This window comes from Methylosinus sp. LW4, from assembly GCF_000379125.1.
Lineage (GTDB): Bacteria > Pseudomonadota > Alphaproteobacteria > Rhizobiales > Beijerinckiaceae > Methylosinus.
Window position 1 is genome coordinate 95,665 of record NZ_KB900627.1, and the last position, 26,606, is coordinate 122,270.

The window sequence follows — 26,606 nt, forward strand, 5'->3', positions numbered from 1 at the left end:
ATGTTTCTTCGGCTGCTACGGCCGCAAGCTCCCGCCAGTCGCAAATCGCAGCTCGAGAGCTCGACCGCGCTCATCCCCCCGCCGCCCGGCCGACGCGCGAAGATCGTCTTCGACACGCTCGAGCCGCGCGTTCTGCTGAACGCCGACGTTCTGGCCGTGAATCTGGCGGCGGCGGTCCCGCAGCAGCAGGCCCATGACGTCGTCGTGCAGCTCGTCGATCCTGCGAGCGCTCCGCAGACGGGCGCGTCGGCGCAATCGCCGTCGACGGCCCCATCATCGGCCGGCCCGCAAGTCGAGGTCGTGGATCGCAGCAATTCCGTCATCCTCGCGCGGGCCAATCTTCTCGGCCTCGATCAGGTTACGATCATCGGCGGCGTCGGCGCGGACAATGTGACGATCGACGCCCAGTCCTTCGCCGGCCACGATGCGCCGCATTTCACCTTCTCGGGCGGCGAAGGCGCCGACACGCTGGCGCTGATCTCCGGCGCCCCGGCGAGCTGGACGCTCCACGATGATGGCTCGGGCGCCGTTGTCGGCTCGGTGAAGGCGAGCTTCGATGGCGTCCAAAATCTCATCGGCGGCGGCGCGGACACGCTGATCGGCGCCGTGACCGACACGAATTGGCGGATCGATGGCGCGGGCGCGGGCTCGGTCGGCGGATTCGTGTTCAGCGGTTTCGCCAATCTCGCGGGCGCCGCAGACAATAACGACACCTTCGCCTTCTCCGCCAGCGGCAGTCTCGCCGGCGCGGTGGACGGCGGAGCAGGCGGGTTCGACACTCTGGCGCTCGACGTCGGCGTGGCCCAGAGCCTCGTTTCGACGGCCACGGGCCCGGACAGCGGCACGATCGCCTATGACGGCCGCATCGTCGCCTATCGTGGCCTCGAGCCGGTCACGATCAGCGGTTCGGTGACGGATCTCTCTTTCGATCTCGGATCGCTGGCGGGCGGCTCGAGCGGCGTGCAGGCGCGGCTGAAGGACGCGGGGACGACGACCGACGGCGTCATGACGCTTGAGAGCCTCAATGGCAAATTCGAGAGCCAGACCTTCAACGCCCCGACGCATTCGCTCACCGTGATCGGCGGCTCGGGCTCGGACAGCGTCGACATCGCGTCGCTCGACAGCACGTTTCATGCGGCGCTGTCGGTGAACACGCTGCTTTCGGGCTACGATCCCTTCGACGATGGCGGCCTCCTGCCCGGCGACAATCATCTGACGCATAAGAGCGTCGTCAGCGTCTCCGGCGATATTGCGCTTCACGGCGGCGCGCTCACGCTGCAGGCGGACACGATCTATGTCGGCGAGGTCGCCGATCAGACCGGCGCCAGCGGCTCCTGGACCGCCAGCGAGACCTACACGCATGTGGCGGCGACCGGCGGCGCTGGAACGGGCGCCGAGGCCACCATCGCCGTCGATACGGACGGCGTGGCGACCGCGCGGCTCAGCTCCGCGGGAACGGGATATAGCGTCGGCGACGTGCTGACCTTCGCGCCCAGCGGCGGCGGCTCCGTGACGATGACGCTGCGCAATGTCGCGAGCTCCGCGATCGTCTCCACCGCGCTCGCCGGCGGCAACGCCGGCGAAATCCTGCTCGGTCATCAAAAGACCAACGCCGACGGCACGACGAGCCTCGCCGGCGGCGAGTGGATCGCGCTCGGCCCCAATGCGCAATTGCTCGCCGAGGCCGATACGGCCGCTGGCCACAAGGCCGGCAAGATTTCGCTCGCCACCTCCGATGTCGCGACGCGTCTCGTCAGCTGGCCGGGCGATTTCACGGCGAAGAACGCCGCCATCGACATTCAAGGCGCGATCATTCGCGGCGGCTCGATCAAGGTGAACGCCACCGCCAAGGACATCAACCTCAACAGCGACGCGCCGGCCGCGGCGGCCGGCTTCACTGGCACGCTGACGAGCCTGCTGGGGCAGATACCCGGCGTCGTGCTGAGCGCCGCGACCGGAATCGATCTCTCCGTCATCCTGCGCGGCGCCGACGCCAAGATCAATGTCGACGATGCGACGATCGAGGCCGAGGGAACCGTCGACATAAAGGCGGAAACCAAGGTCGACACGCAGGTGTTCGCCATCGCTTCCGCGCTCGGCAGCGGCGGCCTCGCGAAATATACGGGGCTCGAATTCGCCGGCGGCTATGGTCTCGCGCAGAGCGATGTCGAGGCGAATATCGGCGGCTCGACCGTCATCGACGCCGGCGGCAGCGTCACAATTTCGGCCAAGGGCTCGACCTCGACGAAGACGGTCGCTCGCGCCTCGTCGAATCTCGACAGCACGGTCAATCCGACGGCCTCGTCCATCGCCATCGCCATCGCGCATACGGATCTCACCGCTCTGGCGACCGTCGGCCTCGACGCCGAGATCACCTCGCGTGGCGGCAATGTCAATGTCATCGCCAATGGCGCGACCAAGACGACGCCCGACGCCAGCACCATCAGCCCGGTCGACGGGCGAGCCGGCGTCGGCGTGGCGCTCGCTTTCGAGTTCGGCACGGTCAAAGCCTCGCTCGACGGAACCATCAAAGCCGCCGGCACGGTCGCCGGAGACAGCACGGACACCAAGACATTCGATCCGATCGGCGGCGTCGATCCCACCACAGACACGATCACCCTGCCCAATCACGGCTTCACCAATGGGCAGGCCGTCGTCTACACGCCCTATCTCGTCAATACGTCGGTCGCCGGCTCCACCGTGCTCGCTGTGCAGGGCCAGCAGAGCGATTCTGTCGGCGGGCTCGACAAGGGCAAGACCTATTATGTCATCGTCGTCGATCAGGATCATATTCAGCTCGCCAAGGAGCCGCCGATCGATCTCGATCCCGCGGGCGTCGATCCGACCTCCACGCAAACGCTGAATGTCGTCAAATCCAAGCTGTTCGACATCGACGCGATCGACGCGAGCGCGCATACGATTCAAATCGCCGGCCATGGATTCGAGACCGGCGATCAGGTCGCTTACGACGCCGGCGGCAATACGACGATAACCGCTCTCGCCGACAAGGCCGTCTATACGGTCGAGAAAATCGACGATGCGCGCTTCGCCCTGAAGGACAGTTCCGGCAATCTTATCCAGATCGCGCAGGGCGCGGCGCTCGGAACGCAGAGCTTCACGCGTGCGTCGGACAATAAGAAGGCCGAGATCGATCTCGCCAGCGTGGACGCCAACGGCCGCATTCACGTGAAGAACCATGGCTTCGCGATCGGAACGCCGATCGATGTGACGTACGACACGCTCTCCGAGAATGATGTGACCCTCGGCGGCGTGCAGGCGGCGCATCAATATAAGCTGGTCGCCACCGACGCCGACACATTCGAGCTGCGCGACGAGCAGACCAATGCGCGCATCACGCTCACTGATCCCGGCTCCGCGGCCACGCATGCGCTCGACTATATCGGCGCGATCAAGAGCTTCGCGCCCAGCACGGCGGTCGACGGCTCGCTCGACACCATCGCCATCGCCAATCATGGCTTGAAGGACGGCGACGCTGTCATCTACGCCGTCGATCCCACCAAATCGACCACGCTGTCGCGCGCCTTCGAGCTCGATGCGATCGATCCGACGGCCAAGACGATCCATATTGCAGGACATGGCTTCTCGACCGGCGACCAGGTGACCTATGACGCTGGCGGCAACACGCCGATCGCAGGCCTCGCCAGCGGCGCCGTCTACACGGTTCAGAAGATCAGCGATGATCTGTTCCAGCTGAAGGATTCGAACGGCGTCCTCGTTTCCATGGCGCAGGGTGCGACGCTCGGAACGCACAGCTTCTCCAACGCCGCGACGCAGACGACGGCGAGCGTCACGTTGGCGCGCATCGATGCGACGACCAATCGAATCTATCTGCAGAACCATGGATTCACCGCGACTGCGGCAAATCCGCTGCTCGTCGACTACGCTTCGCTCGAGGCGCTCGGCGCCTCCGCCATCGGCGGATTGCAGAGCGATCATCAGTATAAGCTCGTCGTCGTCGACGCCAATTCCTTCGAGCTGCGCGACGCGACGACCGGCGCGCTGGTCACGCTGACCGGTCCCGGCGCCGCCTCCGTGCATGTCATCGCCGAGGATCGGGTCTATCAAGCCTCGCGCGGCAATGTGCATGATCTCACCGCCGGCGACCGCGAGATTCGCGGCCTCACCGCGGGCGAGCAGTACTATGTCGTCAAGGTCGACGACAATCACATTCGTCTGGTCGAGGATGCGAGCGAGGTCTCCGCGGTCAAGGCGATCAATCTCACCAGCGACGGCAAGGGCGCCAATCACACTCTCGCGGCGAGCACGAGCACGGACGGCATAGGCGTTCAGGCGATCCTCGACTCGCAGACGCGAAGCAAGGCCAAGCCGGAAGTCGGCAGCAAGTTCAATCCGACGAAATACAAGGACATCTTCACCAAGCCGGACATAGCGCTCGCGACCATCTTCGGTCAGGCGTCGGCGGCCAGCGGCAAGCAGAATGTGCTGGACGCCAATGGCGCGCAAGTGATGGACGACAAGGGCAAGCCCGTCACCAAGGACATCACCAATGACGGGCTGAGCGCCGGCGGCGCCGTCGCCGTCAATGTGGTGAAGAACGACGTCGAGGCGACCATCGGCAAGAACGCCACCGCCGCCAAGCCCACGACGTTGCAGACGGATCACAATGTCGAGGCGCTGGCGACGAGCACGCAGCGCACGCAGCTGATCTCGCAATCGGACGTCTCCAAGTCGAAGACGAAATCCGCGACCGCGAAGGCGGTCGACATCTCGCTCGCGGTCGGCGTCTATCTCAACGACGCCAATGCGACGATCGCCGGAAACACGATCATCGACGCCGGCGAGACGGTGAAGGTCGCCTCCTCGCTCTCCTATCCCTTCCTCATCAATCCGCTCGATCTCGTTCTCGGCGTTCCGCAGGACATCGTCACGCGTGGCGTCAGCGGATTGACTGATCTGCTGGACGGCACTTTCGGCGTCAGCTCCAAATTCATGAACACTTGGGTGATGGCGCGCGCCAAGGCCCAGGACACGCAGGCGACCTCCGTCTCCGGCTCCATCGCGGTCAACGCCTATATCGATCACAGCACGGCGGTCGTTCAGTCCGGCGCCCGCATCAATCAATCGCCGCCGTCGGCCGGCTATAATCCCTCGGCGACGCAATCGGTCACTGTCATGGCCGATGTGATGATGCAATTCGCCGAGATGGCGGGCATCGGCAAATGGTCGCTGAGCGAAAGCCCCTTCGGCAAGGCGAAATATGAGAATAAGAAGGCCGGCGAGCTGCTGCGCGGCGGCGATGTGGTGGATGTGTTCGGCCGCTCCGGCTCCAAGGCGATCGGCGGCTCCATTCTCGTCGACGACATAGAGAACACCGTCTATGCGCGCATCGAAGGCGACGCCAAGGTGGGCATTGGCGCGAGCGGCGCGCTGACCATTCACGCGACCGAGGATATTTTCCGTCTCGCCATCGCGCAGTCGGGCGGCAAGACGGATGACGGCGGCCAATTCGCCTTCGCCGGCAGCGGGCTCGCTCTGCGCCAGCGCAGCGACATAGAGGCCGGGCTCGTCGCGACGGCGAGCTTCGGGCCGACGGTCACGGGCGGCGGCGCCGTCGATATTGCGGCGACGACCGGCGGAACCGAGGTCGAGATCGCGGGAACGATCGTCGTCGCCGGCAAGGGCTCCAATGGTCTCGGCGCTTCGGTGCTCGTCAATGACGTCGAGCGCAACGTCTATGCTTTCATCGGCGCCGATCCCAGCAAGGGCGGCGATCCGAATGCGACGCCGGCCGGCGCCGTGTCGATGAATGTCGGCGACACGTCTCTGTCGGCGACGACGACGGGCGTCGTCGTCGGCGTCGTCGGCACGGCGACCGTGCTGACCGGCCCGCAAGGCGCGCCGCAAAATCTCGGCTCCTCGGCGAGCGATCCGCTCGACGGCATCTCGCTTCCCGCGCTGTTCGAGGAGGCGCCCAAGCCCAAGAGCGGCTATGGCGTCGCCGGCAGCGCCGGGATCAATGTCATTCGTGACACGGACCTCGCCTATATCGATGCGCGCGGCGCCATGTCTGTCGGCATATTGTCGCTCACCGCGGACGACACGCAGACGATCGTCGCCATCGTCGGCGGCGTCGCGGTCTCGGTCAACGCCGGCACGGGGCTCGGCGGCGGAACGACGATCGGCGGCGCTTTCGCGCTCAATCAGATCACCGCGGATACGGAAGCCTTCATCGCCGATCGGCTCGCCGTCTCCGGCTCGCCGGACGCCAATGGGCTCGTCATCGCCAGCCATGCCGCGGCGCTCGCGACGCGCGACGAAATTTCGCTGAAGGCGACGCACGGCGGCACGCTGGCGAGCTTCTCCGCCGCCGTCTCCGCCAACACCAATGAGCAGGGCGACGCTTTCGCCGGCTCGGTCTCGATCAATCGCATCGTCGACACCACAAAGGCGACGATCGACGGCGCCAAGGTCAGCGCCAATGGCGATGCGGCGCTCACCGCGCGGGACGAGGCGCAGCTCATCGCCATCGGCGGCGGCGCCAGCTACACGGCGGGCGCCAAGGGCGTCGGCGCCTCGCTCGGCTTCAATCAGCTCAGCGCCAGCACTATCGCCGGCGTGCTCGGCGAGAAGCGCCGCAGCGCGCTGACGCTCGGCGACGATCTCTCGATTCTCGCGGTCGATGATGAAAAACTATGGGCTTTCGCCATATCGCTCGGCATTGCGACCGGCGGCGGCGTCGACAGCAAGGCCGTGGCTTTCACGCTCGGCATAAATGTCGTCTCGACCGATCAGAAGATCTTCACGCGCGACAATTCCGCGCCGATTCTGGCGACGATCCAGAACGCCGATGTGATCGCCTCGGGCGTTTCGCTCGAAGCCAAGGACAATTCGGTCATCTATGCGGTCGCCGGCGCGCTCGGCGTCGGGGCGCAGGGCCAGGCCTATGGCGTCGGCCTCGGCTGGAATCAGGTCGCGCTGCAAGTGCGCGCCACGGTCGACAATTCCAGCATAACCGCGGGCGCCGGCGGGATCGGCCTGACGGCGCATTCGACGCAGGACGGGCCGATCTCCGTCGCCGGCAAGATCGCGGCCGCCGCATTGGGCGGCTCCAAAGGCAATGGCGCGACGGTCGGCGCGAGCCTCTCGGTCAATGGCGTCTACAACACCATCGAGACGATCGTCTCCAGCGGCTCCACGCTGCGCACGACGGCGGGCTCGGGCGGCTCGGTGAGCCTGCGCGCGAGCGACGAGTCGACGATCAACGCGCTGACCGGCGGCGTCGCCATTTCGAGTTCGGGAAGCGCTGTGGGCGCGGCGATCAGCGCCAATTACATCGCCAATCAGGTGACGGCGAAGGTCGATGGCTCGACCATCGACTCGAATGGCGACGTCCTCGTCGAGGCGGAGGAGACCGCCGCGATCCATTCGCTCACGCTCGGCGGCGCCGGCGGCGACAATGTCTCCTTCGCCGGGTCGCTGTCGATCAATGTCGTCGACGACACGGTGACGGCGGCCGTCGTCGGCGCGACCTCCAATCTCTCCGCGCGCAATAATCTGCGCGTGATCGCCGATGACACGGCCAATATCGTCGCCATCGCCGGCGGGCTCGCCGCGGGCGGCGACGCCGGCGTCGGGTTGGCGGCGACCAATGTCACCATTCTCGACACGACCAAAGCCTATGTCGATGGCGCCGCGACTCTCTCGGCCGGCGGCGCCGGCGCGGGTTTCACCGATGTGAACGGCCAATCGCGACGCGGCCTTTCCATCGAAGCGAACGCCGGAGAATCGGTCGTCATCATCGGCGTCGGCGGCGCCTTCGCGGGCGACGGCGCCGGCGCTGGCGCGCTCACCCTCACCTATATCGATGTGAGCGCGCTCGCCTATGAGGATGCGCCGAGCGCGACGCCGGCGGCGGGCGCCGGGCTGCATTCCGATCACGACGTCGACATCGTCTCGCACGGACATTTGTCGCTGGTCGGCGTCGCCGGCGCCATCGCCGGCAGCGATGTGGGCGTCGGCGCCGGCGCGGACGCCGGCTATGTGAAGCGCCGCCTCGAGGCCTATGTCGGCGCGGGCGCGACGGCCAAGGCCGGCGACAATGTGATCGTCATCGCCCAAGGCGATATGACTCTCACTTCGGTTTCGGCCGCCGTCGCCGGCGCCGGCGAGGGCGCGGGCGGGCTGACCACCGGCGTCTCCGTTCTCGATCTCACCGCCAAGGCGCATATCGACGCCGGCGCCGTCGTGCGTTCGGACGGCAATGTTCTGGTCTCCGCCGAGGACGACACGACGCTCGATCAAGTCTCCGGCAATGTCGCCGCCGCGGGCACGGGCGCCGGCGGAATCGCCGTGGGCGTCGGCTATGTGAAGAAGACGACCGAGGCCTATATCGCCGCCGGCGCTTCGGTGACGGCGCTGGCGAAGTCCGGCAAGAGCGGAATCGTCGCCGATACGGGCGAGTTCGGCGCGCCGCCGGCGACCGCCAATGCGCAGCAGCAGGGCGTCTCCAAGGATTTCGCCACCTCGGCCGTCGATTACGGCGCCGATGCGATGACTGTCGCCGGGCATGGCTTCAGCACCGGTCAGGAAGTCGTCTACACCGGGCAATCGCTGGCGCTCGGCGGTCTGCAGACGGGCGGGCGTTATTTCGTCATTCGCATCGACGACAATCATTTCGCGCTCGCCGCCAATAAGGCCGACGCGCTGAACGGTCAGAAGATCGATCTCCTCGACACGGGCGTCGCATCGACGGCGCGCCATGTCGTGCAGACGCTGAACAGCACCGGCGTTCCGTCGATCAGCAATAAGGATTTCAACGATCCGACGCTCGCGAATAATCGCGATCGCAAGCCGCTCGTCGCCACGCAATCGGGCGTGATCATCGTCGCGGTCAGCGTCAATGATCTGACCAGCGCCGGCGTCGGCGTCGCCATCGCCGGCGAAGGATCGGGCGCGCTCGCCGGATCGGTGAGCGTGCATCAGATCGACACGCTCGCCCATATCGACCAGGGCGCGCGCATAAATGCGGATGAGGATGCGGGCGCTGGCGCCGGGCAGAATGTGCTGGTCGCGGCCGGCCGCGCCTATAATGGCCTCGCGATCGGCGGCGGCCTCGCGGGCTCGGGAGGCGTCTCGGTGGCGCCGGCCTTCGCCGCGCCGGTGCTGAAGGGCGCGACGGAAGCCTTCGTGCAGGGCGCGACCGCCGGCAATGCTTATGACACGATCGTCAATGCCGCCGGCGATGTCGCCGTCGTCTCTCATGCGGTGACGGATGTGCTCAGCATCGCCGCCGGAATCGCCGCTTCGGGAGAGGTCGCCTTGGCCGGCTCGGCCGCGGTGATCGTCATCGACACATCGACAATCGCCTCCATCTCCGGCCGCGTGCGCGTGTCGGCGACGGGCGATGTTCTGGTCGCCGCGAAGGACGACACGACGACCTACGCGATCGGCGGCGCCGTGGGCGTCGGCATAGGCTCGGGCGGCGGCGCGGGCGCCGTGGACGTCACCTCGATCAAGAAGACGACGCTGGCGACCATCGGCGATCATGCGATCATCGACGCCTACGCCAATAGCGCCTCCTTCATCTCGGATGCGCCGGACGGCGCCTATTCGAGCAATGGCGGCTTCTCGCAGAAGACCGTGCGCGGCGTCGCCGTTCTCGCGGCGACATCGGAAAAAATCGTGTCGGTCGGCGCCAGCCTCGGCGCCGGCGCTTATGCCGGCATAGCGGGCGCGGTGACGGTGGAGATCGTCGACTCCGACACGCTGGCGACGATCGGCGACGGCGCGCAGATCAATCAGAACACGGCCGCGACTGCCGCCAATTCGCAGAGCGTCATCGTCGCCGCGACCAACAAGCTCGATCTCCTCACTTTCGCGGGCGGGCTCGGCGCCAGCCTCGGTGCCGGCGTCGGCGCCTCTGTGGACGTCGGCGTGCTGCGCAATGACACGCAGGCGCTGATCGGCGCCGCGAGCGTGCGCGCCAAGGGCGACACGGATGTGCTCGCGCTCTCGCGCTGGACGGTCAACGCCAACGCCATCAGCGCCGGCGCCGGCCTCGTCGGCCTCGGCGGCGGCATAGTCGTCTATACTGTCGGCGGCAATTTCACCGATAGCTACTCGACCTCGGGCGGCTCCTCCTCGGCGCTCAGCGGCGATAATTCGACCGTGCTCTCATTCGTCGAGAGCACTGTCGGCACATTGTCCGGCCGCATGCAGACGAGCGACGCGTCATCGGCGACCTTCGATCCGGCGCAGAAGGTGAACGGCGCCGCCGACACGATCGATCTCGGCGCCGATCGCGGGCTGAGGACGGGCGACGCCGTCGTCTATGACGCGGGCGGCGGCAATGCGATAAAGGGGCTGAAGGACGGCGAGGTCTATTTCGTCATCATCGACAGCGCGCATCCGCAGCTGGTGAAGCTCGCGGCCTCTTATGAGGACGCGCAGAAGGGCAAGGCGATCGACATAGACGCGGCGGGCGCCAGCGGCGCGGCGCATCGTCTCGCGGCGGGCAATGCGCAAATCGCCAATATGGCGCGCGGCGCCTCCGCGGCGAGCACGCCGGCGGGCCGGGTGAATTCGGCGACCAAGGCGACGAGCGGCGTCACCAGCGGCACGACCGCCGGCATATTGCAATATGCGGATATAGCGACCGGCAATCTCGACGTGATCTCGCGCCAGGCGCTCGATCTCACGGCGCGCGCCGGCGGCGTGGCGGGCGGCGCCGCGGCGCTCGGCGTCGGTCTCGGCGTCGTGAGCATAGATGCGGATTCGACCGCCTTCATCGCGCCGCAGACGACGATCACCGGGCTGAACCCGAGCGCCGGCGAGCTCACCGTCTCCGCCAATCTCGACTCCAACGCGCATGTGCTGGGCTTCGCCGGCGCGGTCAGCGGCTTCGTCTCGCTGGGCGGCGCCGTGTCGCTCATCGACGACAATAGCTCGGCGCGCGCCATGCTGGGAGCGACGCCCGGCGCCTCGCATGACGATTCCTCGACGATCGAGGCCTCCTCGCTCGTGGATGCGACGATCGTCACCGGCTTCCACGACGTCAGCGTCAAATCCATCGCCAATGTGAATCATTTTCTCGCCGACGGCGCCTGGTCGGTGTCCGGCGTCGCCGGTCTCGGCGCGGCGGTGAGCAAGCTCACCATTGCGGGGACGTCGCAGGCGATCGTTGGCAAGTTCACGCAGATCGGCTCCGATGCGGCGCAGATCGCCGGCGATGTGAAGATCGACGCGCAGCGCACGGTCACGGTCAATCCGCTCGACGCCAATCAGCCCATGGGCATCGCCATCGGCGGCGGCCTCGTCGGCGCCGCGGCGGGCGCGACGCTCATCACCGTGAATGGCGCGGTCGCCGCGCGGATCGGGGATGACGCGGCCGTCTACGCCGGCGGCGAGGTCGATGTTCACGGAACCAGCACGACCACCGCGAACAATCTCGAGATCGACGGCGGCGCCATAGGCGGCATTGCGGTCGGCGCGGTGATCGCGCAAGCCAAATTCGCGCCGGTCATGGCGGTCGGCGTCGGCAAGCGGGCAATCATCCGCAGCCGCGCGACGGATGTCAAAGCCACGCAGACAACATCGGTCAAGCTGCTCGGCTATGCGGCCGGCGGCGGCGTAGCGAGCGGGCAGGGGCTCGACATAGAGCTCGAGATCGATCCGACGACGACCGTCGTCATCGACGACGGCGCCGATATCGCCGCCACGCAATCGGCCTCGGTGCAGTCGGTCACGACGACGACCTCCTTCGCGACCGGCGACGCCGGCAATTATGGCGGCGTCACCGTCATCGAGGGCGGAAGCACGAGCACGCTGAAGAACGCCAACAGCCTGCGCGTCGGAACCGGCGCGCATATAGCGGCGGGAACGGGCCTGACAGTGCTAGCCGACACCACCAATAATGCGAAGGCGGATGGCGACGGCGGCGCGGGCGCGATCGTCTCCGTCATCGGCGCGACCTCGACCGTCAACGCCTCGGATGCGACGACGACGACGATCGGCGGGAACGCGCAGCTCGCCGCGGGCGGCGATCTCTCGGTCGAATCGCGCACGTCCAGCACGGGCAAATCCGCGCCGCACGCCTCGGCCGGCGGTCTCGGCGCCGATACGCGCGTCACCGGAAATCTGACCTATGGCGGCGCGACAAAAACCGATATCGGCGCCGCGACGCTGACCGCCGGCGGCAAGCTCGACGTTCTCGCGCGCGTCACGACGCTCGATCTGAAGATCGACGCCGTCGCCGAATCGAGCGCGCTCGGCGCCAATTCCGAGGCGCATGCGACGCTGAGCCGTCCAGAGTCGGCGCCGGGCTCCTCCAGCCCCACCTCGGACGCGCTGGTCGATCTGCACAGCGGCGCTTCGCTGAATGGCGGCGGCTCCGTCAATGTGAAGGCGCGCCACGAATCCGTCGCCAGCCTCGCCGGCGCCGACGCCACGACCAATGGGCTCGGCGCCTCCACCAACAGCTATGCGAAAAATGATTTCGATGTGACGACGCGCGTCGTCGCGGAGAGCGGGAGCGCCGTCCATACGCGCGCTCTGACGGTCGAAGCCTATGGCTCGCCCAATGTGTCCGGCTTCGTCGACGCGAGCTCGCATGGCGCGCTGATCGACACGGGCGACGAGCATCCGTCGAAGACCGTCGCCTATCAGCGCACCATCGATTTCAACGCCGATGTGTTCCTGTCCGGGCCGCCGGCGCCCGAGCTCGTCATCGATGCTGCGGGAAATATCGTCAAGAAGCAGGGCATAGGCGCGGTCACGCTGCAGAACGGCGTCTTCATCGTGCCCGATATCGTCAACACCTCCACGGCGGCCGGCACGGCGACCTTCTCCATTCCGAGCTGGGGGCAGGACCCGACACCCGCCGGCTATGGCACGACGCCGGGCGAGGATTCGATCAAGGGCGCGCCCAAGATCACCTTCCTCACCGCTTTCGATCACGTGCTCATTCAGAACGCGTCGAATTACGACGTGCAGATCGGCCTCATCAATCCATTGGCGGCGACGCCGAACTTCGCGCAGAACGTCGTCGTCGACGTCACCTATAAGAAGGACTTCCTGCCGGTCACGACGTCCGACCCGGGTCACACCGCCGTCACCATCGCGAACACGTCGACCGCGGCGCGCACGAAGGTGACGCTGAACGACGCCATTCTCGACGCGCTCGGCCCGGTGTCGATCTCGACGGCGAATGGCGACATCATCGCCAATGCGAATGGACGCATAGAGGCGACCACTCTGTCGCTCACGGCGCCGAAGGGCGTGATCGGCTCCGCCGCTTCGCCGATCCGCACGGCCTCGACGCGTCTCGACGCGCTCGCGCGCGATGGAATCTTCATCAGCGAGACGGGCGATCTCGAGCTCGGCTCGGCGCGCTCGACGAGCGGGACGGTGAGCCTTTCTGCGACGGGCTCGATCCTCGACGCCGACTCCAGCGTCACGGTCAATGTGAGCGCGCCCACGCTCATTCTCAATGCGGGCGGCGGCTCGATCGGCGCGAAAGCGGATGCGCTGCGCATCGACGCCGATCGCGCGGCCGGCTCCTTCACCGCTTCCGCCAAGGGCGATGTGGTCGCGGCGGATATCGCGGGCGGAGTCGGCGTCGGGACGGTCGCTTCGACGAGCGGCGATGTCCTTCTCTCGACCTATGACAGCAATGCGGTCGGCGAGGACATCATCTTCGGCGCGACGTCTTTCCTGAGCGCGACGACGGGCGCCGTGTCGCTCGCCGCTGGCGACAATATCGTCATGGCCGTCGGGGCGACCTTGAACGCGGCCAAGACCGCGACGCTGACGGGCGACGCCGGCAACGCCGATTCCGGCGTCGGCGCGCTCATCGATCTCGAGGGCGCGATCGCCGCGGCGGCCGTATCTGTGGTCGGCGGCGCGGATCGCGACACGATCGTCATTCGCGGCGTCGCCGCCAATGCGCCCATGACAGTGGCGACGGGCGGCGCCGAGGATGTGATCCTCGTCGGCAGCCGCGCCAGCGCGACGACCAATGCGAGCGGCGAGCTGACGGGAACGAGCAATGTCGGCGGCAATCTCGCCACGATCGTCGGAACGCTGACCGTGACGGGCGCGAGCGATGGTCTCGCGTCCCTCGATCTCGACAATTCCGGCTTCGCGCAGGGCGTGACCGGAACCGTCTCCGACAGCGAGATCGCCGGCTTCGGCATGACGGGCAAGGTCGTCTACAGCGATCTTCGCGCTCTGACTCTGCATCTGGGCGCCGGGGCCGATACGGCGACCGTGCGCTCCACGGCGGCGGCGACCATCACCTCGCTGCATCTCGGCGACGGCGCCGACTCCGTCATCGTCTCGGGCGTCGATGGCACGGTGAATAGCGTCGCTGGAGCGCTCATTCTCGACGGCGGCGCTGGCGTCGACACGCTGCTCGTCGACGACAGCGGCGATACGGTCGCCAACGCCGGCGTCATCGGCGGCGCCAATGGCAATCGGATCTTCGGCTTCGGCATGGGCGGGGCCGACCAGACCGTGGTCGATCCGAACAAGGGCGTCACCTATGGCGATTTCGCCACTGTGACGGTGAAGGCCGGCTCCGGCGCCGATCGGATTTCGATCGCGGCCAGCTCGACGGATACGATCGTCGATGCGGGCGCCGGCGCGGACGCCATCACGCTGGGGCCGAACCTCGCCAATATTCGCGGCCATGTTCTCGCGCGCGGCGGCGGCGATGCGGGCGACGCTTTCTCGGTGAGCCCGACGGTCGACTCCAATCTGACGCTCGACGCCGTATCGGCGACGCGCAGCCGCATCACCGCGGTCGGAATGGCGCAGCCGGTCGACATAGAAGGCGTCGATGCGACCACCGTCGCTCTTTCCGGCGCGACCACCAATACTGTCGTCATAAACGGCTCGGCGACGCCGATCGTCGTCGACGCCAATGGCGCGGTGGACAAGATTTTCGTTCACGGCGCCGGCCGGCCGACCACGATCAATCTCGGCGCGGGCCTCGATGAGGCGATCGTCTATGGAACGACCGCGCCCTTGCTCGTCACCGGCGCCGGCGCAGCCGACAAGCTCACCGTCGATCTCTCGGGAACGCCGGCCGCGACGACGACGGGCGTGATCCATGACGGCGCCGCCGTCGGCGAGGGAATCGTCTCCGGCCTCACCACGGGCGACGTAACCTTCCGCTCTCTGGCCGAGGTCGATGTGAAGCTCGGCGACGGCAATGACACATTCACGCTGAACGTCCACGCCGCAACTCTGCCGGCGACCGTGCTCGGCGTGTTCGGCGGCGGCGGCGACGATCTCATCCAGGCGCGCAGCGTCAGCACGGCGCGCACCATCGTCGACGGCCAGTCCGGCAAGGACACGCTGCAGGTGGAGGTTTCGGCGCAGCCGATCGCCAATCAGTTCACCTCCATCGACAAGACGGTGGAGCAGCTCATCGTCGACAATTCGGCCAATGCGACGACGCCGATCGCCTGGACGCTGCTCGACACGGATCTTCAGGCGGCGACGCTTCCTTCCGGCTCGCCGGTCTCGGTGATCTCGACCGCCGGCGCCGATCTGACGCGCATTCTCGGCGGCAAGACGGGAACGGACACGCTCGATGTCGTGTCGACGACCACCGCCAATGTGAATGTCACGATCGACAATAATCGCATCACGCTGCAATCGGGTCTCGTCGTGGTGACGCAGCCCGATCCGGCGAATGATTTCGATACCTATCGCAATTACGACAAGGTGCTGAATTTCGACGGGCTGAGCCAGGGCGACGTCGCCTATGCGTCGAACGGGTTCCGCCTGTCGACCTCCAATGCGCTCGGCTTCATACGTTCGGACGCCATCAGCCCGGCGGCGCAGGCGCGCGCGAATGACGACGTGCTCACGCTGGCGGCGGCGAAGGCGGATGGAACGCCGAATGGCGACGGCTTCACGCTCTATTCGCTCGAGCTCGCCAATACGGCGGCGAGCGGAACGGCGGTCGTCGTGTTGATCGGCCATACGATCGGCGGACAGACGGTGAGCGCCGAGCTCAGCCTCGTCGCCGGCGCCGGCTTCCAGCGTTTCGATACCTCGCTGGCGAGCTTCTATGGTCTCGACAAAGTGACTTTGAAGGCGAAGGACGCCTCGACGCCCTTCGGCTCGATCCTCGTCGACAATATTGTCGCGGTGGACGATCTGCCCAACGCCGCCGCGACCGTCGCGCCGGCGACTGTGCCGACCTATATGTTCTCGAGCGATTTCTCGATCGACACGACGGTCTATTCGGGCCAGTGGGTCTGGATCAATTCCGGCAAGATCGCCGTCAATTACAACAATGGCGGAACGGCGATCGACGACACGCTCGATTTCACCAATGGCGGCTGGTGGTATCTCGGCTACAGCCAATCGGGCTTCTCCATCACTGCCGATCAGGGCGCGACAGGCTCCAACAATGGCATGGTGTCGCTGAATTTCGCCGGCGACCTCAGCCTGCCCGCCAATCGCAAAGTGTCCGCTGCGGGCGCGAATGTTCTGTCGTTCAATGTCGCCAACAACGTCCAGCTCGCCGATAGCGTCACCTTCGATCTCTCCGCGCATAATCAGACCGCGGGCGCCGGCGGCGGCGTGGCGGGCGGCTCCGGCGGCGCGGGTTCTGGCGCGGTCGGCGGCTATGGCGGCGGCGGCGGCTCCAATGGCAGCCTTCCGTCCGACTTCACCTTCCAGGGAACGACCGCCGCGGGACAGGGCGTCGGCGGTCCCTATGGCACGGGCGACAATCACGGAGGCAGCGGCGGCTATGGCTCCCCGAGCTATTACGGCGGCGGCGGCGGTGGCGGCGGCGGCGGCGGCGGCTACCAGGATTTCGGCCGCGGCGGCGGCATAGGCGGCGATGGCGGCTGGGGCTATTACGGCGCCTCGGGCGTCGGCGGCGGCGGCGGCGGACTCGGCGTCGGCAATCAATCCAATGGTTCGGCGGGCGTGGGCGGCTATGCGGGCTATGCCGGCTACGGCGGCTATGGCGGCGGGGGCGCTTATGGCGCCTATGACATCGTCAATGGCAACCGTCTGCGCGACGGCGACGGCTATGACGGCCAGGGTGGCGGAACCGGCGGGACGGGCGGAACCGGCGGCGACGGCGTCGGCGGCGCCAATTCGGCGACCGGCCTCGCTATATCCGGCGGCATGGGTGGCGGTGGCGGCGGCGGCGGTGGCGGCGGCGGCTCGGGCGGCGGCGGCGGCGGTGGCGGCGGCGGCAATGGCCGTCACTGGACGAGCGGCTTCCTCGGCCTCACCGATAATTACATCGGCGGCGGCGGCGGCGATGGCGGCGGCGGCGGCGGAGTCGGCGGCAATGGCGCAGCGGGCGGCCTGGGCGGCGCCGGCGGCGGCGCTTTCCAGCTGGTGGCGCAAGGTCAAATTCGCGTCGGCAATAGCGACGCTTTCGCCGCACTAGGCGGCGCGGGCTCGACCGGCGGCGGTGGGCAGAACCCCGATCCGAATTACGGGCCGACTTCGAGCGGCGGCGGCGGCGGCGACGCGTCCGACGCCCATCACGGCGGCAATGGCGGCGCCGGCGGCGCCGGCGGCCCGGGCGGCGACGGCGGCGATGGCGCGGGCGGAGCCGGCGGCGCGATCAAGCTCTATGCGACGGATCTCGCCAATGGCGGCGCGACGTTGAAGACCTCCGTCACGACCTCCGGCGGCGTCGGCGGCGGAACCGCGCCCAAGGGCGGCGAGGGACGCTTCATTCTGGGCAGCAACACCTCGCTCACCTTCTCGAGCGGCGGCGCCGTCTCCGGCAATGGCGGCCAGACCGCTTTCGCCGCGACCGATCCGAGCGTCGAGCATTTCAGCGGCCCGCGCCTCGCGAACAGCTATATCGCTGGCGCTCCGCTCACTCCGACCATCGTCGGCCTCGCCGGCGGCGCGGATATTTACGGCGTCGTCTCCGGGCTCGACGCCGCCTCGATCGACTTCGACACCACCACGCCGCAGCTCGATCACGCGCCTTCGGACGCGCTGCTCGCGGTCATGCTGCTCGACAAGGGCGTCGGCGCGCTGAACCAGGATTACACGGGCTTCGACGTGCTGCTCGTCGCCAATGTGTCGACGATCAACATCGCCAATCCGACGCTCAGCCTCGATGGCGCGGCGGCGCAAGCGTTGAAGACGCATGGCGTCGGCGCCGATCAGGCGCTGACGAGCCTCCCTCCGGGGCAGGTGTGGGAGATGCTCGTGCCCGAGGGCGGCGCGCATAATCACACCTTTGCCGCCTCGATCGGCGTGAACGCCGCGGGCGCAACCACGCTCACCGGCAACACGCTGTCGCTCAGCGGCAATGTCCAATATCTCTCGATCGCGCGGCCGTCGGCGCCGACCGTCGCGCAGCTCACCGGCTTCGACGCCATTGCGGCCGATCCGGGCGCGAACCACATCTTCGGCGTCTCCACCGCGACGAACTCTCTCGTCGTCGTGAATGCGGATGACGGATCGCAGCGTCAATTGTTCAAGGAGGCGCAGAACGGCGTCTCCGGCCTCACGAGCGTCTCCAATGTGCTCGTCACGGGAACCGACGGTTTCGTCGTCACGGAGAGCGCGACGACCGGCAGGCTCGCGACATTCAAGCTCGCCTCGGCGACCGGCGATCTTTCCTTCGCGCAATCGCAATCGGATGGCGGCGCCTATTACGACTCGATGCGCTATGACGCAGGCTCACATGTGCTGACGACGACGGGCGCGGCCGGCCAGCGCAGCTATTCGCTGAACACGGCGACCGGCGCGCTCACTCTGCTCTCGACCCAGTCCGGCGCGAGCAACGCCGCGACGGAAACGATCGCGCAGAATGGCTTCGTCTATTCGGTGAACGCTACGACCGGCAGCCTCACCGCTTCCAACGCGACGACCGGCGCCGCGCAGACGCTTTCCGGCGCCGCCAATGGACTCGTCGGCGCCTCCGATGTGGCGGCGAGCCCGGACGGCGGCTTCGTCTATGTGACGAGCCAGAGCGGCAATACGCTCTCTGTCTTCCAGGTCACGAATTCCAAGACGCAGCCGCTCGTCTTCGTCGAGACTCTGCGCAATGGCGCCAATGGCGTGCGCGGGCTCGACGCGCCGACCGATGTCGCCGTCACCGCCGATGGCCAATATGTGCTGGTGACGGCGCGCGGAGCCAATGACATCGCCGTGTTCCAGCGCGACCAGCAGACGGGCGAGCTCGGCTTCGTCCAAGTCGTGCGCGACGCCGTGGGCGGCGTGCGCGGCCTGCTGACGCCGACCTCGCTGATCCTTGGGCCGCAGAACGGCTCCTCGCTCACCGCCTATGTCAGCAGCCTCGGCTCGGCGACGCAGCAGGGCGGTCTCGCGACATTCAATGTCGATCTCTCGCCCAAGGCGCCGCCGATCGCCTTCACGACGGAGCACACGGATATAGAGTCGATCGGCGTCACGACGGGCGTCGGCGACGACACTGTGTCGCTCGTCTCCGCGCCGCCGGCGATCGTCACGGCGACCAAGGTGAATACGGGCGACGGCTCCGATCATGTCGTCGTCGCCGATTATCGCGGCGCGACCAGCGTCGATCTCGGCGCCGGCGCGGACAGTCTCGATCTGCGCGTCGTCAACGCCAAGACGGCGGCCGACACGCTCGCCATTCATGGCGGAGCGGGCGCCGATACGATCGATGTGCAGAACACGGGCGCAGGCGCGACGACGACGATCGACGGCGACGCCGGCTCCGATGCGATCACCATCGAGAAGGTGGGCGCCGCGGCGCATACGACCGTCTCCGGCGACGCCGATGCGGATATTGTGCGCATCTCGCTTCCCAATCTGCCGTCCGATGCGGTGACGACGCTGCACGGCGACGCGCCGGGCGTCGCGCCCGGCGACACGCTGATCGTCGATCCGCAGGATCCGAACGCCTCCATCCTCGTCGGCGGCGTCGCCGGCCTGCCGATCCCGCAGACCAATGGCTCGATCAGCCTCGCCGGCAAGGGCGCGGTCGCCTATGACACTTTCGAGGGTTTGACGGTTCTGTCCTCGCCGATCGTCTCCTTCTCCGCGCCGAGCTATTCGACCTCGGAAGGTTCCAGCGTGACTCTCACCGCCAATGTTCAGGCGTTGGGCTCCACCAATTCGTTGTCCGGCCCGGTCGTCTTCGACATAGACGGCGATGGACAATTCGGCGAAGTGACGGGAACCGCGCTCGGCGGCGGCGTCTATCGCGTGACGCTGCCTTGGGATCGCCTCGTCGATCTCGGCCTCGCCGACAATGGCCTCTATACGATCGCGGTGCGCGCGACCAATTCCGACGGGCTCTCCACCACGGCGGTGTCGAAAATCCAGATCGCCGATACGCCGCCGGCGGTCGCCGTCACCGGCGCCTCGCATGCGGCGACGGTCGGAACGCCCTTCACCATCGGCTTCACGGCGACCGATGCTTCGCCGATCGATCGCGTGCTCGAATGGCGCGTCGATTGGGGCGATGGTTCCGCTGTCGAGACCTTCGGCGCCGACGCCACACAGGCGAGCCATGTCTATGTCGCGCCGGGAAATGTCGCGATCCGCGCCACGGCGCTGGACAAGGACACGCGCCCGACGGGAGCGACCTCCGCCGCCTATGCGGTGACGGTCGGTCTCACGGCGAATAATATCGATACGGGCGGCCCCTATCGCATCGCGGAGGGCCAGTCGCTCACGCTGACCGCGCAAGCGACCGGCGCGCCGCTCTCCTATGGTTGGGACATCAATAATGATGGGACGATCGACAAGAGTGGCGCGACGGCGAGCTTCTCCTGGAGCGAGCTGATTGCGCTCGGCGTCAATGACAGCGGCGTCTATTCCACGCCGCATGTGATCGTCGGCTATGCGACGATCGGCTCGGCGACTCCGACGACGATCTCCAAGGCGGTCGGCGTGACGGTGGACAATGCGCCGCCGAGTTTCGTCTCCTTCGGCAATAGCGGCCCGGTGAGCGAAGGCGCGGCCTCCGCGACGGTGACATTCTCCGGCGTGACCGATCCGTCGCCGGTGGACGCGGCGTCGCTGACCTATCGCTATGACTTCGACAATAATGGAACCTTCGATCTCGTGCAGGGCGCGGGGCCGGCGACGGTTCCCGGCCAATATTTGCGGCAGAGCGGCGCGCTGCTCGTTCACGGCCAGATCGTCGACAAGGACGGCGGCGTCGCCGACGCCTATACGACGATCGCCATCAATGAGGTCGCGCCGACGCTGACCGTCGCGGGCGCCGCAACGGCGGACGAAGGCGCGATATACAGCCTGTCGCTGTCCGCGACCGATCCGGGCGCCGACAAGATCAAATGGTGGGATGTGAATTGGGGCGATGGCGCGCAGGATCACATTCTGATCGATGCCGCCGCCGCCGATGGCGATGTCGTCGCCACGCATAGCTATGCGGATAATGGCGCCTATACGATAAAGACCGGCGCGACCGACAATGACGGCTCTTATGTCGCCGCCGACAAAATCGTGACCGTGCTCAATGTGGCGCCCACGCTGCAGACTGTCGCCGTCACGCCGGCCGCGGGACCGGGACCGGCGGAGATCGCCGAGAACGCGTTCGCGCGATTGAGCGGCCGCATCGTCGATCCGGGCGCGCTCGACAGCTTCCGGCTCAATGTCGCCTGGGGCGACGGGCAGAGCGAGATCGTCGATCTCACGGCCGGCGCGCTCAATTTCGACGTCGCCCATCGCTATGTTCAGGACTGCGTCTACACGATCACGACCAATATCGTCGACAAGGATCAAGGCGCGAGCGCGCCGACGGTTCTCAGCCTGAAGGTCGATAATGTCGCGCCCGTCGCCGGCGCTCTGAGCGTGGTTCCGAGCGCGTCTCGAGAGGGCTCGTCGGTCACTGTCTCCGGCGTCTACACAGACGCCGGCCCGCTCGATCTGCATAGCGTCGCGATCGACTGGGGCGACGGCTCCACATCCACGAGCGTGGGAGCCGGCGCGACGATCGCCGTCGATGCGGTCAATCGCGCCTATGCCGCGAGCCATGTCTATCTCGACAATCCGGCCGGCGGCTCCGATTACACGATCTCCGCCATTGTGACCGACGACGCCGGGGCCAAGAGCAATGTCTCGACGGCGAGCGTCATCGTGACCAATGCGGCGCCGATCATTTCCGATCTCACGTTGAACGGCGTCGGCGCCAAGAAGCAGACGATCGGCGGCGCGCTCGCCTCCACTCTGACCATAGACGAGAATGGGACGGTGACGCTGCTCGGCCATTTCACCGACGCCGGCGCGCTGGACACGCATTCCGGCTCTGTGGTCTGGGGCGACGGCGGCGCCTCCGCGCTGACCATAGACGAGGCGAGCCATACATTCACCGCGACGCATCGCTATCTCGACGACAATCCGACGGGAACCGCGGCCGATGATTATCGCATCGATCTGACGCTTTCCGACAAGGATGGCGCCTCGGCGACGATCAGCGCGGCGGTCACTGTGGCGAATGTCGCGCCGGTCTTCGCCACCTTCACCAATAATGCGGCGGAAGTCGGCAATGTGCTGCCGGGCGAGCCGGTCGTGCTCACGGGCGTCTTCGCCGATCCGGGAACGCTGGACAGCTATACGCTCATCGTCGATTGGGGCGATGGGACAGCGGCGGAGACCATCGCCTACGCCGCCGGAACGCGCGACTTCCAGCTGACGCATAATTATCGCGATCCGGGCTTCTGGACGATCTCGGCGCGCCTCGCCGACGATGATCTTGGCGTCGCCACCGCGACCACCGAGGCGCGGCTCACCGGCGTCGCTCTGCTCGACGGCGTGCTGCGCATCGCCGGAACGCCGCAGGACGACACGGTGATCGTGCGCAAGCCGCTGGAGCCCGTCGCCTATTGGAATTTCAACGAGACCAGCGGAACCGCCGTCGCCGACAGCGCCGGAACGCCGCAGAATGGAACGCTCTACACGGATCGCGCGCCGGATCGCGCCGACGCTGGCCCGTCTGCGGCTTTCGCGCCCTTCGGCGCGGCCAATTCGATCGAGTTCCACGACGACACTAAGGAATATGTCGCCGTCGCCGACGATCCGGTCTTCAATCTCGCGAGCGGCGCGGTGCAGCTCTGGTTCGACGCCAATGACACGGGTCGCGGCTGGTGCGACACGCAGGTCCTCTTCTCCAAGAACAAGAGCGGGACGGGCGCCGGCCAGCTGACCATCGGCGTCGATGAGGGGACCTTGTTCGCCGAGCTCGAGGGCGTCGATGCGACCGGGCGGCTCACCGTCTTCCGTGTGGAAGGCGGCGACAATGTCTCTTGCGGCGATTGGCATAATGTCGCCTTCACCTTCGGCGAAGCCGGCATGAAGCTCTATCTCGACGGCGCGCTCGTCGGCGAGAACGCCTATACGGGCGGATTGCAGGGCAATCATGAGGCGATCGTCATCGGCGGCTCCAACGCCGACAATCGCAACACGTCCGGCAATCTCTCCAAGCTGACGATCAGCGATTCCTTCTCCGGCCATATCGACGAGGTTTCCGTCTATGGCCGCCAGCTGAGCGATCAGCAGGTTCAGGATGTGATGCAGAAGGGCGCGCGCGGCGCCAATGATCCCAATGGCGCGACGATCGAGGTCTATGCGAGCTTCCTGCCGATCATCGGGCAGAATGTCATCAAGACGTTCAACGCCGCCGATGTGAAGTCCATCGTCATCGCCACGGGCGGAGGAAACGACATTGTGACTGTCGACGCGAGCGTCGATGCGCCGCTGACGGTGAAGGCCGGCGACGGCAATGACACGGTTCGGGCGGGCTCGGGGCCGTCGGTGCTGCTCGGCGGCCTCGGCGACGACACGCTGATCGGCGGCTCCGCCAATGACGTCATTCTCGGCGGCGACGGCGCCGATTACATCGTCGGCGGCGGCGGGAACGATCTCATCGACGGCGGCGACGGCATAGACACGGTCTCTATGCCGATCGTGCAGCCGACCGCTTATTGGTCCTTCGACAAGGTGGTGAATGGCGTCGTCGCCGACTCGGTCGGAACGCCGCAGAACGGGACCTTCTACGGCGCGTCGCTGCACGGATCGGACGACGGCGCGGCGACAGCGGACAATGTGTCCTATGACGCCGGCGCCAATGCGAGCTTCAATGGCGATGCGCGCCGATATGTGGTCGTCGCCGACGATGCGGCGCTCCATTCGGCGAATGGGACGATCGCCTTCCTGTTCGACGCCGGCGAGGACGGACGCAGAAGCGATCAGGTGCTGTTCGCGAAGGACGGCTATGGCAATAATGCGGGCGATCTCACCATCGGAATCGCCGATGGCCGCGTCTATGCGCGGCTCGAGACCGGAACGACGTCCTATACGGTGACGAGCTGCGACGACATCGGCTGCGGCTGGAGGCAGCTGGCCTTCAGCTTCGGCGCCGATGGCATGAAGCTCTATCTCGATGGCGCGCTCGTCGACGCCAATTCCTACAGCGGCGGCCTCGTGAACAATCACCAGGCGATCGTGATCGGCGCCTCGGACGAAACCAACAAGAGTCAGAGCGGCGATCTCTCCAAGCTGACGATCAGCAAGGCGTTCCGCGGCTCCATCGATGAGGTGGCGGTGTTCGGCCAGGCGCTGAACGGCGATCAGATCCGCCGTCTCACAGTGTCCGGCCCGCGGCTGGCGAGCGCCGGCCCCGGCCTTACCGGCGCGCTGTCGGATTATCAGCTGTCCTTCGTCGGCGGCGCGCTGCAGGTGGCGGATACCCGTCCGGCGCTGCCGCAAGGCGTCGCCTATTGGTCGCTCAATGAGGCGCGTGGTTCTACGACATTGGCGGACAGCGCCGGCGTCGCCCAGAACGCCACTTTCGTGACGAAGCTCGCCAATGATCTCGGCAACGCCGGCCCCTCCGCCAGCGTGGCGCCCTTCGGGGCCGGGACCTCGGCGGCCTTCCACAAGGATCCGCGCGGCTATATAGCGGTCGCCAATTCCGACGATTTCGCGCTCGACAATGGCGCGATCCAGCTCTGGTTCGACGCGAGCGGAACGTCGGGAACGCAGACCTTGTTCTCGAAGGACGGCCAGCGCGCCGAGGACGGGCTCACCATCAGCCTCGTCGGGCAGCGTCTCGAGGCGTCGCTCGACGGACATGTCGTCGATACGCTCAATATCGTGTCGGCCGGCTCGTGGAACCAGCTCGCCTTCACCTTCGGCCAAGGCGGGATGAAGCTCTATCTCAATGGCGTGCTCGTCGGCGAGGATTCCTATTCCGGCGGCATCGCCGGCAATCATGAGGCGATCGTGATCGGCGGCTCCAATGCGAGCAATGCCGACGCCTCGGGCGATCTCGCCAAGCAGCGCGTCGCCAACGCCTTCGGCGGGCTCATCGACGAGGTGGCGATCTTCAGCGGCTCCGTCGATCAGGCCTTCGTGCGCCGGCTGATGAAGGAGGGCGCGCAAAAGCTGATCGCCGAAGGGGCCGCCGGTCCCACTATCGACGGCACGGACCAGCTCGAAGGCGTCGAGCGTCTCGTCTTCGGCGATGGAACGTCGGCCTATGTGCTCGGCGGCGCCAACCCTTCGACGCTGAGCGCGGCGGATGTGCAGGCGCTCGCCGGCAATGGCCAGCTCGTCGTGCTCGGCGACGGCGCCCAGCCGCTGCATCTCTCCGGCGCCTGGGGCGATATCGGCCAGCGCGCCATCGGCAATGTCGTCTACGACGTCTACCATAGCAATGGCGCGCAGCTGCTGGTGCAGTCCGGCGTGCAGGTGACGGCCGATCAGCAATTGCTGACGCCGATCGCCTATTGGACCTTCGATGGCGCCGGCTCCACTGTCGCGGACAGCGCCGGCGCCGCGCAGAACGGCGTGTTCTACGCCAATGGCCAGCCCGATCGCGACGACGCCGGCCCATCGACGACGATCGCGCCCTTCGGCGCGGGAACGTCGGCGGATTTCCACGACTCGAGCCGCGAATATGTGGCCGTCGCCAATGATCCGGCCTTCGCTGTCGCCAATGGCGCGATCACGCTTTGGTTCGACGCGCGCTCGACCTTCGGACAGCAGACGCTGTTCGCCAAGGACGGCGCCGGCCTCGGCGGCGGATTGACGATCGGCCTCGACGGCAATCATCTCGTCGTGCAAATGGAAGGGCCGAGTGGCGTCTACTCGATCCGCTCGTCGGCGACGGTCGCCGCCGGCTCGTGGCGCAATGTCGCTTTCACCTTCGGCGTCGGCGGCATGAAGCTCTATCTCGATGGCGCGCTCGTCGGCTCCAACGCCTACGCCGGCGGTCTGACCGCGAACCAGTCCGCGATCGTGATCGGCGGCTCCGACGAAACCGCTGTCGGCGGGGCGAGCGATCTCTCCAAGCTGAAGATCACCAAGTCCTTCGATGGCCATATCGATGAGGTCGCCTTCTTCGGGCAGACGCTCTCCGCCAATCAAATCCAGCAGGCCGCCGTCGCCGGCGCCTTCGGAGTGGCGAGCACGGATGTTCCGATCCAGTTCGTTCCGCCGCCGACGCCTGCGCCGGCTCCCCATTGCGCCGATCTCGACGATTGGCTGTGGGCCGAAGCCGAGCACAAGCGCGATCACACCGATCACGGCGGCCATTCGCTGCCGGGCGATGGCTGGCGCTTCGAATGGTAGCGGCGTGGAAGGCGCGCGCGGCGTTGTAATATGTT

The 26,606-nt window shown here is 66.9% G+C and carries 1 protein-coding gene; it reads left to right on the forward strand.

Annotation, left to right across the window (positions count from 1 at the left end):
• Window positions 1-26,571: a LamG-like jellyroll fold domain-containing protein gene (locus tag METLW4_RS28395; protein ID WP_018268059.1), complete on the forward strand. Its 26,571-nt coding sequence runs from the start codon at window positions 1-3 to the stop codon at window positions 26,569-26,571.
• Window positions 26,572-26,606 lie beyond the last annotated feature (35 nt).